Origin of the sequence: Desulfobacter hydrogenophilus (genome assembly GCF_004319545.1) — a bacterium.
GTDB classification, from domain to species: domain Bacteria; phylum Desulfobacterota; class Desulfobacteria; order Desulfobacterales; family Desulfobacteraceae; genus Desulfobacter; species Desulfobacter hydrogenophilus.
In genome coordinates this window covers 2,583,433-2,597,492 of sequence record NZ_CP036313.1, presented here as the reverse complement: position 1 = coordinate 2,597,492, position 14,060 = coordinate 2,583,433, and the positions used below count along the sequence as shown (strand labels likewise).

Sequence of the window (14,060 nt, the reverse complement as noted above, 5' to 3'; positions counted from 1 at the left end):
AGTGTTTGGATATTAGTTATTAATTTTCTATCGTTTCAATGGTTACATGGTGATTGGTGTATATACAGATATCTGCGGCAATTTTCATGGCTTTTTCCACAATCTGCACAGGTAAAAGATCCGTATTTTCAATCAGGGCCGTGGCGGCAGCCTGGGCTGCGGTGCTGCCGGACCCGATGCTGATGACGCCTTCATCCGGTTCAATCACATCCCCGTTACCTGATAGAAGATACAGGTTTTCTTTATCCGCTGCAATCATCATGGCCTCAAGACGGCGAAGATATTTATCCGTACGCCACTCCCGGGCAAGTTCCACACAGGCCCGGGTTAAGCTGCCACTGTACTGATCCAGTTTTTCCTCAAGCTTTTCAGCCAGGGTCAGGGCATCGGCGGTGGCGCCTGCAAATCCTGTAAGAATCCGATTGTTATAGATCCGCCTGACCTTCCGGGCTTTATGTTTTGTTACAACATGGCCTAGCGTCACCTGTCCATCACCTGCAACCACTACCATGTCTCCGGTTCTAATGGCAAGAATTGTGGTACCGTGAAATTGTTGATTATCCATATAATATCCATTTCTCCTGATTCTGTTCGCCGCTAAAATCAGCCAACAGTCTGGTTTTTTTGTTTAATTTGATAAGACATTTATCTTCGGGGATGGGCTTTGTCGTAAACGGCCATCAGGCGATCCATGCTCACATGGGTATAGATCTGGGTGGTGGACAGGCTGGCATGGCCTAGAATCTCCTGAATACCCCGAAGATCTGCGCCGGAATCCAGCATATGAGTGGCAAAGGTATGCCGCAGGGTGTGGGGTGATATTTTTACGCCTAAACCGCATTCCATGACCACCTTATCAAGAATGCGCCGAATGGAGCGCCTGCCAAGCCTTCCAAAATCTTTATTTAAAAATACGGCAGAAAAATTTTCTTTGAGATCAGCCCGGTAGGTTTGGACGGCATCAAGGGCACGCCTGCCCACGGGCATGATGCGCGTCTTGTTTCCCTTGCCTAAAACCCGAACCAGACCGGCATTAAAATCGATATCCTGAATATTTAGCATGTGAAGCTCGCCGATTCGCATACCTGTGGAATAAAAAGTCTCAAACATGGCAAGATTGCGCCGCTCCATCCAGGTATCAGTTTTCATGGTATCCAACAGCCTGAAGATATCATCAATACCCATGGCCTTGGGAAGGATTTTCTCAAGTTTTGGAAAGGGGATGGCATCCGCAGGATTCAACACGATCAGACCGGACCGGACCAGGTAATCAAAAAAAGATTTTAAGGCGGATAGCCGCCGTGAAAGGGTTTTTTTACTTTTTTTCAAGGCGGTCTGGACGGCAAGATATCTGCGCACAATCATCTTGTCCACCTGTTGAACTTTTTGTTCAAAGGCCTGTTGCCAATTTTCATCCTTGCAGTTGCAGGTGTCCAGATAAAAAAGGATAAAGCTTTTTATATCCGTAAAATAAGCCCGAAGCGTATGAACAGAATACCCTTTTTCAGCTTCCAGGGTACTCAGATAGTCGTCAAGAATCATGGTGGTCCAGTCCTGCAAAGGCCATGACCTGTTTGAGATCATCCCAGGCCTGACGTTTCAGGGCAGAGTTTTTCAAAAGTGCCCCAGGGTGATGGGTGGCCATAACCGGCACCCCGTGGCATTGAAAAAAATCCCCCCGGATTTTTGCCAGAGGTTCACCCGTGCCTTTGGTCATCCGGCAGGCTTTCTCGCCTAATGCCACCACGACAATAGGTTTATGCACTAATATATGCCGGGTAAGCAGCGTATTGTCAGCAGCATTGCAGATATACACATCTGAAGGAGCAAGATGCATGGCTGAAAGCATCTTTACCAAAAGGTTGCCGGGTTGTCCGTTAAAAAAGGACCCCTCACTGTCCACCAGAACGATTTTCGCATCCTCAGGACCCTGGGCAACAAAGGGCGGTGGCGGCCATGACGGAGTACCCCATAGATCAAGGAGATGAAAAGCATCCCGGCCCAAAGTCATGGACTGGTTACCCAAACTTTTTTGAAATTTCAGAAACCGGCTTAACGCATTGAGGGCCTGGACAACCCCATGACCGCAGTCTGAATGTTGGGCAGCTTTTCCGTTAGAAATATCCATGGGTTCAAGAAATCGCCTGGACAACAGCATCCAGAATGGCGTGGGCCACCTTCTCCTTAGTCATCAAAGGCAGATCCGTTACGTGGCCGTCCCGGGTAAACAGCTTGACTTTGTTGGTATCCGCTTTGAAACCGGAACCGCTTTTGCCCACAATGTTGGCCGCAATCATGTCCAGGTGTTTTTTTTCCATTTTGCCCACCGCATAGGTTTCAAGATCACGGGTTTCCGCAGCAAAGCCGACCAGGTACTGATCTTTTCGTTTTTTGAGCCCAATGGCTTTTAAAATATCCTTGTTCTGGATCAACTCAAGAGTCATATGATCCTGATCCTGGTCACCAGTTTTTTTAATTTTATGGGCATTGACCGAAACAGGTTTAAAATCCCCCACAGCCGCGACTTTAATAATGATATCGGCCTGATCCAGGTGATCAAACATAGCATCATACATCTGATCGCAGGACCCTACAGGTACACACGCCACACCGACAGGCGGATCAAGGCTGACTGGCCCGGACACAAGGATAACCTTGGCACCTCTTTTTTCCGCAGCCCCGGCAATGGCATACCCCATTTTACCCGAGGAGTGGTTGCTTATAAACCGCACCGGGTCAAGGGGCTCCACCGTGGGCCCTGCAGAAACCAAAACGGTTTTTCCTTTAAGATCATTCTTATAGAAAAAGGTACAGGCCCGGTCAAAAATAAACCAGGGTTCAGGCAGGCGCCCGGCACCTGTGGTTTTACAGGCAAGTGCCCCTGAATCCGGGTCCAGAATGTGAATGCCTGTTTCTTCCAGCAGATCCAGATTTTTCTGCACCCGCATATTCTGGTACATGTCCGTATTCATGGACGGGCAGATCAAGACAGGGCAGGTCATGGCCAGCATCGTCGTGGTCAACGCATCGTCGGCAATACCGTGGGCCAACTTGCCGATGCAGTTGGCCGTGGCAGGTGCGATAACGGCAAGATCCGACGTTGACGCCACTTCAATGTGGGAAACCCCGGAGCCGGGTCCTTCCCACAAATCCACCAGCACCGGGTTTTCCGAGAGCACCTCAAAGGTGGCAGGCCCCACAAACCGGGTGGCTGCCCGGGTCATGCCTACAACCACATCGGCCCCGGCCTTTTTGAAAAGCCGAAGCAATTCAACGCATTTATACGCAGCTATTCCGCCGGTCACACCTAAAAAAATGTGTTTGCCATTCAATGTCATCAATAGGTCCCGTCATTTAAGGTCCCACTGTTTATCGGAGTTTCGGAGACGTCGCGCAAAGTCGGGGCTATTCCGATTTCAACATAAGTATAGATCTGTTCTTCACGGATTGTAATCACAGCGCATCGGGTGGCCTTTTGATATACCATGATGGTGGTTTCCGGAGCTTTAATCCTGGAAATGACCTCCCAGTTGTCCTTTTCCATATTTATGGAAAAAAAGTTATATAGAGAATTGGACTCCACCCGCCCCCTAAGGGTAAGGATTCCGGATCTAAATCCGGGTGTTGAGACCACGACCGTGCGGTTTTTTATAATTGTCAATTCCTCGGGCACCAGCACATCCTCAAAATCATGGTAAATTGCAAGGGGTTTAGTCTCAACTTCCGACTGGGTGGATTGACCCTGTTCCGGGGCAGACGCCCCCTGAAAAACCCCGCACCCTGAAACAAAAATAAAGGCGGTAAAGATCAAACAAATTAAAAAGGTTGATGGTAGACAATGACGAATGTGCATTAATTTTCTCCCAATTATCCGTTACCTCAAATGTTATTTCTTCTAAAACTAATCCCCTTAAATGTCAATTCAATGTCATTAAGGGCCATAAAAATTTTAAAATCCACAAATACGGTTGGAAAGACAAACCATATAGTGGATTTTATTGTTTCAATAATCCTAACTTCAGTACTGACGCATGAATATAAAACGATTGATGCAACTTGTCAGGATGAAGCCGCTATCCAAGCAGAGCCCCCACACGTTTAACAGCGCAAAAATCACCGCACATGGTACAGACTTCTTTTTCCCCAGGCTGGGACGACTTGCGGTATTCCCTGGCCTTTTCCGGGTCCAGGGCGCAATCGAACTGCCCCTCCCAGTCCAGGGCCCCCCGGGCTTTGCTCATTTTATGGTCTATAATCTCAGCATCTTTAAGCCCTTTGGCCAAATCTCCGGCATGGGCGGCGATCCGGGATGCAATAATACCTTGTTTAACATCGTCTGCGGTTGGCAGTCGCAGATGTTCAGCAGGGGTGACATAACATAAAAAGTCGGCACCATGCATGGCGGCCAGGGCACCGCCAATGGCTGACGTGATATGGTCGTAGCCGGGGGCAATGTCGGTAACCAAGGGGCCAAGCACATAAAACGGGGCGTTGTGGCAAAGCTTTTTCTGAAGTTTCATGTTCATTTCTATCTCATGCAGCGGCACGTGACCAGGTCCCTCAATCATAACCTGTACGTTTTTTTCCCAGGCCTGCTTGGTCAGTTCTCCCAAGGTGATCAGCTCCTCGATCTGGGGGGCATCTGTTGAATCTTTTATCGCACCCGGCCTGAGTCCATCCCCCAGGCTGATGCAGACATCATGGGCCTGACAAATGTCCAGGAGCCGGTCAAAGTGTTCATAAAAGGGATTTTCATTGCCGGTTTTTTCCATCCATTCAAACAGAATAGCCCCACCCCGGCTGACAATTCCGCAAAGCCTGGGATTCGCCTTAATGCTTCGGGCGCATTTTTGATTGAGCCCGGCATGGATAGTAATGAAATCAATCCCGTTGGCGGCATGAATCTCAACGGTTTCAAACCAATCTTCCAGGGTTATCTCTTCTGTGGGCTTTCCAGTACGGGTTAAGGTGTCATAAATAGGCACCGTACCGATCATCACGGGAATTTGTTCCACCAGACGCTTTCGAAATTTTTCAGTCTCGCCGGATACACTCAGGTCCATGACGGCATCTGCCTGGTACTCTATCGCCAACTTCGCTTTATTTAATTCTGAATCAAAACAGCAGACATCTTTGGATACGCCTAAATTAACGTTAATTTTAGTTTTAAGCCCTTTTCCCACGCCTGCTGCTTTCAGGTTTAAATGATTTTTATTGGCAGGGATAGCAATCCTGCCCTCGGCAAGGCCCTCCATCAGCTCCTGTTTTGAGATGGGTTCATTGGCGAGCACCTGTTCCATCTGCGGGGTGAGAATACCTTTTCTGGCTGCATCCATCTGAGTCGTATATGACTGTGACATGTGTACATCTCCTGTTTATATTTATTTTTGGGCAGGGAAACTGAAACGGAAAAGGCGGGAAAATGACAAACAAGCTCTATGCCAAAGCTTCAATCACTTTCCCTACGCCGGTACGAACCGGATCAGGTTCCAAGGGTTGAAGTCTTGAGCCAACTTCTCTCAGCTTTTACGAAAGCACCCCCGTGATCAACTAAAATATCAAATACTTGATTCGGAAGGTTCTGTCAATGTCTTGATCCTGAGACCAGATTTTCGACACGGTTAAAACAATGATTGAAAACCAATGACACCTGTAGTATTAATTTTATTTAATGGTTTTGGTGAAATTTAACCATGACGTCAAGCAATTTCTATGCATTTTGCCTGGCTAACATCCGAAAAAATTAAATATTTCTTAAGAAAAAGCCGAACTTTAGATACAGATATATAGGTTGAACCATACCCGAGACACGCGTATTAATGTATGGTAAAGAATAAGGCGATTTATTCAAGATCCCGTTAACGACGAGGCTGATTGGAATGATTTTTGCTTTACCATTCAGCGTATTTATAAAATCCGGCCCCAAATGACGATTTTTCCCGATTATAGCCTGATGATTGACACCCTGCCGGGATAATATAGATATAAACAACAAATAAAAGATAAGATAACATGATTAAAAGATCTTTAAAGAGAATGATTCCCGGACAACAACAGCATAATGGCGGATTTACACTGATTGAAATGATGATTGTCATTGCGATTATTGGAGTTTCCGCGTCAATGGCTGTTCCGAACCTGATGCTCTGGTTTGACAACTTAAGCGTCAAATCTGCGGCAAGGGACCTGTATTCGGCTATGCAGGAGGCCCGCATGATTGCGGTTAAGCAGAATGCCAGTGCGGCCATTGTTTTTGATACGACCAACAGCTGTTACTACATTTGCAGTGATAAAGGTGCTGATGACGACTGGGACTCTGCCGGGGATATGACCGGAACAGGCGATAACGTCATTGAACGAAGCGTGTCGCTGCTGTCACCGACGTATAAAAACAGAGTTCAATTTGGCAATGGAAATGCAACCACGCCTGTAGGCTCGACCTTTGGTGATTTCATTACCTATCCATCACCAAATAATGTTCTCGTTGTTAACTCAAGTGGCATAGGAAATGCCGGATATGTCTACCTTACCAACCCGAACAACGGCACGACCTATGCCGTAGGTACACTGTCCAGTGGATTAGTCAAACTACTAAAATGGGGTGGACCAGAATGGCCGTAAACAACCAGAAGGGATTTACCCTGATCGAATTAATGATGACCCTGGTCATCGGTGCAATGATTACAGGGGCGGCCTATGCCACCTATTTATCCCAGCAAAAAGCTTACTATACCCAAGACCAGGTGGCTGAAATGCAACAAAATCTACGGGCCGCGTTTTCAATAATCGCCATTGACCTTCGCATGGCCGGTTATGATCCCACGGCCAGCGGAAATTTTTCCGTCACCCCCACAAATGCAGGAAGAATCCAGTTTGAAACAGATACTGACGGGGATGGCGTTTTGGATTCGGATGAAACCTTTGTTATTGGCCTGGAACCCTCCGTCGATGCGGACGGGAACGGTATTCCCGAAGCAGACAGTGACGGGGACGGAGTACCAGACCCTGTGAATATTGTCATTAAGGCTGGCGGGGGCGGGTATCAGGACATTGCCGAACAGATCCAGGCCGTAGAATTCCTTTACATAGACAGCAATGAAGCAGTGACGGCCACTCCTTCTGACGTTAGAAGCGTACAGATCACTATTCTTGCCGCATCCCCAAAAAAAGACACAAGTTTTACCAATACAACCCAATATAAACCCCCGTCCCCCTCCGGGCAGACGTGGGGGCCGTACAACGACAATTACAGGCGCCGGCTCCGAACACTTAGAATTCGCTGCCGCAATTTAGGATTATAGGAGTGGATGTGCCATGAAAACAATCATAAAAAACCAGAACGGATTCACCCTGATTGAGGCTATGATTGCCATGATGGTCCTGGCTGTGGGCATTTTAGCCATCAATACCATGCATATCAGTTCCACCCGTGGCAATGCATCCGCCAACAAACTGACCATTGCAGGGTCTACCGGAGAAAACATATATGAAACCCTGACCAACCAAAGCTATTCTGATGCAGTGTTTGACGTCGGTGCTCATACGATCAGTGAACTGACCGGATTCGTTCTACCCGGATCCATATCCGCAGCCACCTGGAACGTCACCCAATGGTCCAATACAGACACTGTGGACAATGACGGGGACGGCACCACAGACGAGGATGATGAAAGCGACATTAAATTCGTAACGCTGACAATGACCTACACAGATGCTACCGCAAAAACCCTGACCGTCAACTTCTTAAAAAGTGAGGTTTACTGATGCAACGTGTGTTAATCCATGATCAGTTAAAGGATGAGCAGGGGTTTGCCCTGGTCATTACCCTGCTTGTCCTTGCCCTTTTAACGATGATGGGTACAGCAGCCATCAACACCACCAGTTTTGAACTTAAAATTACAGGTAATGAACGTATGGCAAGGCAGCGGTTTATCATCGCCGACTCCGGGTGGAAACAGGCCGGTCCCTTTTTGAATGCACTGAACGCCCCCCCGGATGCAGTCAACAAAACGCTGATCGACTATGATACGGTCAGAAATTTCGGCGACGGCTCAGACGGTAATACAAACGACGATTTTTCCACGAACCCGCCCCCAGACGGGGTGATCAACAACATGAACTACTGGTATCAGATTGTTTATGATTCTGATGCACCGGCCCAGGGTTTTTCATCAGGATACAGAAGCTTTCAATATCAAGTCACATGCAACGCCAACGGGCAGGCCCAGGTGATTACACAGGTCCAAAAAGTATTCCAAGTCGGATACTAACCATTGTATCTGCAAAACATAAGGGGATAACCTATGAAAAAAAAGTATATCATCCGCCGTCTATTATCTTTTATTTTTCTATCAGCTGTTTTGGCCGGGGTCTGCCCCCAAACGGTAACGGCATCGTCCATTATTGATCCTGAAGGGACTTATATTGAAGCAGAAAATTACTCCGGTTCCCAGGATCTGGCCAGCAATCCAAATACGAACACCCGTTTCCAGAAAAAAACCAACATACGCAACTCCAAAGGCGGCAAGGTTCTTAAAGCTGGTAATTCCGGCTATGCTGCCAACACTCCCGGCAACGAAGTAAAAGAATACAGGGTATATTTTCCAGAAGCTGACACATACTACATGTGGATGCGCGGTATTGGTTACAACGGCAATGCAGACTCTATTTTTTTTACGGTGGATGATGACACATGGAAGGCCTGGAACTATGGTGGACATTACGATTCCTTTGTTTGGACGAAATCCATGCAAGTGGGCAGCAATAACACCATCACCGTTGACACAGCAGGATATCACACATTAAAAATCGCCATGCGGGAGTCCAATTCCATTATAGACGGCTTTTTCATCACCAACAATTATTATTCCAGTCTGAATGACAGCACGGTCGCAAACAAAACCGAAATAGATCCGTCAACCGACGATTCCGGTGCTTTATGGACCTTAGACACCACCACCATTGAGGCCTCCTGCTACCAGGCCTATAATGCAGCAGATATAACGTTTACCATCACGAATTCCGGGGTGTCCGATGCCACCAGCACAGGCACTGCAACCAGCGATTCCACCTGGCTTTCAGTATCCGATCCCGTCCCGGCCCTGGAGGTCGGTGAATCCCATACCGTGACCGTTACTTTCGATACCACAAGCCTTTCAGCAGGTAATCATACCGGGGTGATAACATTTACAAGTTCCGGTGGCTCGGTGTTAAATGCGCCGCTGACCGTGACGATCTCATTGACGGTTCAACATGTCCCAACCACCTCTTCATGTGGCTCAATCCCTTTATTTGCAGAAAACATCGTTTCTCCTGCCATCATGGTTCAGTTGGACACATCCGGCAGTATGTCCAGCTCAATGAGTGTTGGAAACGGTCAAAACAAATCCCGTATTGCCATTGCAGAAGATGTGCTGGCCCAGCTGTTCGAAGACCAGACCATTGAATGGGGGTTTGCCACCTGGGCCGGAGGAAATGGATCGTCTAGCGACGACGGCACCTCATCCAACTATTACACCAACTACCGGATCGGTTGCCACACCCATGATGACGACCACCAAACCGCGTTACAGGATAAAGCCGATGACGGCAATGCAAACGGTTGGACCCCGTTGGTTCCCTGTATGCGTGCAGGCCTGGAATATTTTCAGGCAACCAGAAAAGACAATTATTACAAAGAATATTTTACACAAGTTTCCTGCCAACCCCGGATACTTGTTATCATAACGGACGGCATAGGCAACACCGGCACAAACAATACTAAAATAGACGATGTGATGGAAGATCTGATTGATGAAGGGATTACTGTCGTTACCGTGGGCTTTGGGCTGAGCAACGCCACCCAGCTGGATCGAATTGTTCAAAAAATGCAGACGGCCGGAGAGGAGAGTGAAGACGACTACCTGTATCATCTGCACGAAGAGGAAGACGGCACAGCTGTTCCGTTCATGGCCCAGAACGAGGCAGAATTCATCGCAGCCATGACCGATATTGTATCAAGTGTCAAAGCCCAGATGTTCCATGGCGCATCTCCGGCCCTTTCCACCTCAGCAACAGACGGTGCAATCCTTTTAAATGCCTCTTTTGATGCCACTGACTGGACAGGAAACCTTTCAGCCACTAAATTCAACGCATTTACAGGCGTTCTGGAAAGCGATTACCTTTGGAAGGCTGCGGATGTGTTGCCTGCCACCATTAACGGGTTTATCTATGACAGCTCATCCAGCGGGTATGTTTCAAAATATACGGATGCTTCCATTGAAGGGGACAATTTTTTGTGCAAGGACTTAGGGGATATTATCAATTCAGCCCCGGCCATTGTCAGCAGTGTCCCCCCCTATTATTACAAATTTGACGACTATTTTACGTTCAAATACAACTCGACGGTATACAATCGTGCTGCCATGGTCTATATCGGGGCCAACGACGGAGCACTCCATGCATTCCAATTGGAAGACGGTGTTGAAAAATGGAGATTCTATCCCGATGCTGTGGCGTCAAAGCTGGCCAATGCTGAAAGCGATCCTGCCCAAGATATGTGTTCATCCTCTTACTGCCACCAATTTCTTCTGGACGGCTCACCCGAGCTGGCAGATATTTATGTGAATTCAACCACCGGGTGGCGCACAATCCTGACCACCGGCCTTGGCAAAGGCGGCAGCGCGTTTTTCAGCCTTGACATTACCCATAGCGAAGATTTTGATGCAGCAGATAATATCAAATCAAAATTTCTATGGGAGTTTACGGATACCGAGCTGGGACTTGCCACCTCCGATCCGGTAACCGCCAGAGTTTCAAACGGTACCCCGTCCACGGGGTGGGTCACCTTTTTTGGTTCCGGGGAAGCTGAAAGCACTTCTGACCAATCCAACAAAGAGGCCTATCTGTTTGCAGTAAAAAGTTACAATGAATCCAGTGTATGGGTGGATACCGACGGTAACGATATTTATAAGGTAAAATTGTCACCTACCACCCTCCTTGATGATAAAACCTCATCCCCCCTTGTTGTGGACACTCACAATGACGACTATATTTACGACAATATTTACATAGGCAATCTATACGGCAATCTTTACCGTGTATCAGGAATTGGGTTCAACGAAGTTCCGGATTCCGACATTCTCTTTAATTCAGGCAACACAGACCACAGCACACCGATATCGGCTACACCGTCATACGCATATGACAGTGACGGTAATCTATGGGTATATTTCGGTACGGGTCAATACTCGGAACAGGCGGACAAGGTCAGCACCAGCCAGCAGTATTTTTACGGGTTGTATGATAAAAATGCGGCAATCAATGACGACGGTTCAGCACCTTATACCTTAAGCAACCTGGCCTTGCTGGAAACAGATATTGTGGAAGCCTATTCCCTGGATGCCGACGGCGACAGAGTTGATATGGATGGTGACGGTGATGTGGACAGCGACAAATACACATACCGGACCATTTCATGCAGTTCCCCTGACACAAACGGGGACTGCAATCCATCAACAACACACTCGGCATTAACCGATGAAAAACCCTGGGCAATAAAACTGTATACGTCATCCTCCGGCAATCCGAGTGAGCGTATCATCACCCAGCCACTGATTACCTCAGGTATTGTCTTTATCGTTACCTTTGTTCCCGACGGAGATGTATGTGAAGGAAACGGCGATGCATGGATACTTGCCGTGGACTGGGAAACCGGGGAAACCCTGAGCGACCCGGTCTTTGATATTAATGGAGACGGGACCATTGATGACGCGGATAAAACAGTTGAGGACGACAGCGGCGATAAACACCAAGTCGTCGGGTTCTATCTTGGCGGTGGTAGACCCTCTGACACCATTGCCATTTACGGCAATAATATTGCTGTGGGTGGGACAGGAGGGTTGCTCAGCGGAGAAGCGCCCCTTTCTTCAGATGATGATGATGATGATGATGGTGATCCCGGCCTAATCCAGGTAAATCTGCCGGATCAGGACACCACGCTAAAGTCGTGGCAACAGGACTTAAATTAACGCCCTTAGGGCGGGCTGTTAGCTGACAGCTATTAGGAATATCTCCTATTCTATTAATATTGACGATTTAAATATAACTCATAAGGATATGGTCATGAAACCAGGCAAATTGTTCATCATCGGTATGATTATAGGAATACTTGCCGCAGGCAGCCCTTTAAGCATGGCCGGGCAGGCGGAAAAGACTGACTACTGGACATTCACAGCCCTTGTCCAGGAATGGTCCGCTTCAAGCCGGTATATGCAGATTGATGATATTGGAATTGGCACCATAAACGCTATATTCCTTGATACAGGCAATTATGACAAATCCGGGAATGCCATTTTAACCCGAACCGGCACAGCCAATATCAAGGAAGGAATTCCGGTTACCGTGGAAATGAAAACCCAGGGAAAGGATGGCCTCTGGATTACACATAGAGTCATTGTATACAAAGGAAAGGGTATTAAAAAAGCTCTGAACCTTTTACCCAAGCGTCAAAGACAAATGTACAAATCCAGTTTAAACTGATTTTAAAATCAAAAAATCCGGGGCGAGATTTATGTAATATCCCGCCGTTCAAAAATTAACACAGCAGCCGTAAGAATCAGAGCGGCGTAGCAGACCGCATAAATAAAACTTAACCCAATTTACCTGACCCGGGATGGCCAGATCATGGACCACCCGGGTCTTGTAGTTTAGACGCTCAAGACTGGGCAGGATATAATAGGCCCCGTCTGCCAGGGCCCTAAACACAGAGTCTTCGGATGCTTTGGCAAGCAGTCTCAAATCCTGGGTAAAATGCCCAATAATAAAAATGGCCAAGGTAAACATACCGCTTAAAAACGGGCTTGAAAAGGCGGAGAAAAAAAGGGCAAACGACAAGACAGTCATCACCGCAACTTCCACCAAAATGGTCAGGCTGAGCCCTAAATATTTGCCCATGAGAAACTGCCACCGGGCCAATAGCTTGGAAAGAATAATGTAAATGGTGCGCTTTTCCATCTCCTTGTACACCATACCAATGCCCACAAAAATGGCGATAAGGGTGCCGCCGATGGATATGGCCCCAAGCCCGAAATCCTTGATGATCTTCGTGGGATCGCCAAGGGTCAGCTTGCCTAAAACAAATGCATCAAGCCCCTGTTTCAGCCTCTTCATATTGGCGATGGATCACCTAATGAAGCCGTACCACCAGACGGGGCAAGTAAGAGGAACTTTTGGGGAACTTTGTGGCCTGTTCCAAATAATGGGCGGCAGTCAGGTAATTGACACATACATATGTACATATTATTATATAACCATGTACATAATATGAGAATGAGGAGAGAGGATTAGTGGACAGCTATCTGTTAGATACCCATGCATTGATTTTCTGGGTCAACAAAGAAAATATTTCCAATCAATTCGTCTCGTTTCTTGATGAACAAAATGAAATGGAAAATCTTTATGTTTCGCCAATTTCTTTTTGGGAAATTGCTCTGCTTGTCAAGAAAGGTCATATTCAATTGGCAGATGTCACTAAATGGCAGTCAAATGTGATGGATTGTTCCAACATAAAATTGATGGCTCCCGGAGCCGGGGAAATGATTGAATCCGTTAATCTTCCAGATCTGCATAAAGATCCCTTTGACCGGCTGTTGATCGCACAGGCGTTAAACAGGAATTGCCTACTTGTGACGAAGGATGAAACCATAAATCAGTATGATGTGAAAACCTTCTGGATATAAAAAAAGAGGGAGATGACTATGATTAATATCTCAGCAACCAGCCTGAGGGGAAAACTTTTTGAAATATTAAAACGGGTTGAATCCGGTGAGCAGATCGTGGTCACCCATAACAAAAAAAAAGTGGCATATTTAAGCCCCATCAAAAAACAGGACTGGCGCAACCAACTTTCTGAAAAACCCAAACTGCTTGTTCCGCCGGACGAAGTTATCAAGCCGGTAACAGACATCTGGGAGGATTATATTTAAGAAGGGCAGGAGTCAAACCTTGATTTGTGATTTTTACAATGTGATTATGTGGTATCCGCTATTTTTTTAATTCAGGTAGCACAATACAAAATCACC

Annotated in this window: 15 protein-coding genes and 1 riboswitch; of the genes, 8 read left to right on the top strand and 7 right to left on the bottom strand. The window is 47.1% G+C overall.

The annotated features are described in order from the left end of the window. Positions 1 to 19: 19 nt before the first annotated feature. From hslV to thiC, 6 genes are all read right to left on the bottom strand, one after another. Positions 20 to 565 (bottom strand): ATP-dependent protease subunit HslV, encoded by a 546-nt coding sequence (gene hslV / locus EYB58_RS11530; protein ID WP_111953017.1) that lies wholly within the window; start codon positions 563 to 565, stop codon positions 20 to 22. A gap of 80 nt (positions 566 to 645) precedes the next feature. Next, the gene (locus EYB58_RS11525) at positions 646 to 1,560 is read right to left on the bottom strand and encodes a tyrosine recombinase XerC (protein ID WP_423201846.1); all 915 of its coding nucleotides are present in this window, start codon (positions 1,558 to 1,560) and stop codon (positions 646 to 648) included. Next, positions 1,532 to 2,128: a uracil-DNA glycosylase gene (locus EYB58_RS11520; RefSeq protein ID WP_111953197.1), complete on the bottom strand. Its 597-nt coding sequence runs from the start codon at positions 2,126 to 2,128 to the stop codon at positions 1,532 to 1,534. The genes EYB58_RS11525 and EYB58_RS11520 overlap by 29 nt, the downstream gene beginning before the upstream one ends. Positions 2,129 to 2,132: 4 nt before the next feature. Then, positions 2,133 to 3,338, bottom strand: coding sequence for a bifunctional phosphopantothenoylcysteine decarboxylase/phosphopantothenate--cysteine ligase CoaBC (coaBC, locus tag EYB58_RS11515; protein ID WP_111953013.1), 1,206 nt, complete (start codon positions 3,336 to 3,338; stop codon positions 2,133 to 2,135). Further along, positions 3,338 to 3,853, bottom strand: coding sequence for a hypothetical protein (locus tag EYB58_RS11510; protein ID WP_111953011.1), 516 nt, complete (start codon positions 3,851 to 3,853; stop codon positions 3,338 to 3,340). Before EYB58_RS11510 ends, coaBC begins: the two co-directional genes overlap by 1 nt. 220 nt (positions 3,854 to 4,073) lie before the next feature. Next, positions 4,074 to 5,360, bottom strand: coding sequence for a phosphomethylpyrimidine synthase ThiC (gene thiC / locus EYB58_RS11505; RefSeq protein ID WP_111953009.1), 1,287 nt, complete (start codon positions 5,358 to 5,360; stop codon positions 4,074 to 4,076). 80 nt (positions 5,361 to 5,440) lie between these two features. Then, a riboswitch (TPP riboswitch) is annotated at positions 5,441 to 5,552 on the bottom strand. Between the two features lie 460 nt (positions 5,553 to 6,012). Between thiC and EYB58_RS11500 the strand changes: the two genes are divergently transcribed. From EYB58_RS11500 to EYB58_RS11475, 6 genes are all read left to right on the top strand, one after another. Next, the gene (locus EYB58_RS11500) at positions 6,013 to 6,621 is read left to right on the top strand and encodes a GspH/FimT family pseudopilin (protein ID WP_111953007.1); all 609 of its coding nucleotides are present in this window, start codon (positions 6,013 to 6,015) and stop codon (positions 6,619 to 6,621) included. Then, positions 6,612 to 7,301 (top strand): PilW family protein, encoded by a 690-nt coding sequence (locus EYB58_RS11495; RefSeq protein WP_111953005.1) that lies wholly within the window; start codon positions 6,612 to 6,614, stop codon positions 7,299 to 7,301. The genes EYB58_RS11500 and EYB58_RS11495 overlap by 10 nt, the downstream gene beginning before the upstream one ends. Before the next feature lie 13 nt (positions 7,302 to 7,314). Then, positions 7,315 to 7,764: a type IV pilus modification PilV family protein gene (locus EYB58_RS11490; protein WP_111953003.1), complete on the top strand. Its 450-nt coding sequence runs from the start codon at positions 7,315 to 7,317 to the stop codon at positions 7,762 to 7,764. Further along, on the top strand, positions 7,764 to 8,270 hold the full coding sequence (locus tag EYB58_RS11485; protein WP_111953001.1) for a pilus assembly PilX family protein: 507 nt from the start codon (positions 7,764 to 7,766) through the stop codon (positions 8,268 to 8,270). The genes EYB58_RS11490 and EYB58_RS11485 overlap by 1 nt, the downstream gene beginning before the upstream one ends. Before the next feature lie 33 nt (positions 8,271 to 8,303). After that, on the top strand, positions 8,304 to 12,008 hold the full coding sequence (locus EYB58_RS11480) for a PilC/PilY family type IV pilus protein (protein WP_111952999.1): 3,705 nt from the start codon (positions 8,304 to 8,306) through the stop codon (positions 12,006 to 12,008). 94 nt (positions 12,009 to 12,102) lie between these two features. After that, the gene (locus EYB58_RS11475) at positions 12,103 to 12,519 is read left to right on the top strand and encodes a hypothetical protein (protein WP_111952997.1); all 417 of its coding nucleotides are present in this window, start codon (positions 12,103 to 12,105) and stop codon (positions 12,517 to 12,519) included. Between the two features lie 48 nt (positions 12,520 to 12,567). Here the strand turns inward: EYB58_RS11475 and EYB58_RS11470 are convergent, their stop codons facing one another. Continuing rightward, positions 12,568 to 13,149 carry an ABC transporter permease gene (locus EYB58_RS11470; RefSeq protein WP_111952995.1) on the bottom strand — a complete coding sequence of 194 codons (582 nt, stop codon included), beginning with the start codon at positions 13,147 to 13,149 and terminating at the stop codon, positions 12,568 to 12,570. A gap of 176 nt (positions 13,150 to 13,325) precedes the next feature. Between EYB58_RS11470 and EYB58_RS11465 the strand changes: the two genes are divergently transcribed. Both EYB58_RS11465 and EYB58_RS11460 read left to right on the top strand, forming a co-directional pair. Then, positions 13,326 to 13,718 carry a type II toxin-antitoxin system VapC family toxin gene (locus EYB58_RS11465; protein ID WP_111952993.1) on the top strand — a complete coding sequence of 131 codons (393 nt, stop codon included), beginning with the start codon at positions 13,326 to 13,328 and terminating at the stop codon, positions 13,716 to 13,718. Between the two features lie 18 nt (positions 13,719 to 13,736). Then, a complete protein-coding gene (locus EYB58_RS11460) occupies positions 13,737 to 13,964 on the top strand; it encodes a type II toxin-antitoxin system Phd/YefM family antitoxin (protein WP_163354369.1) in 228 nt (75 codons plus the stop codon). The last annotated feature ends 96 nt before the right edge of the window (positions 13,965 to 14,060 follow it).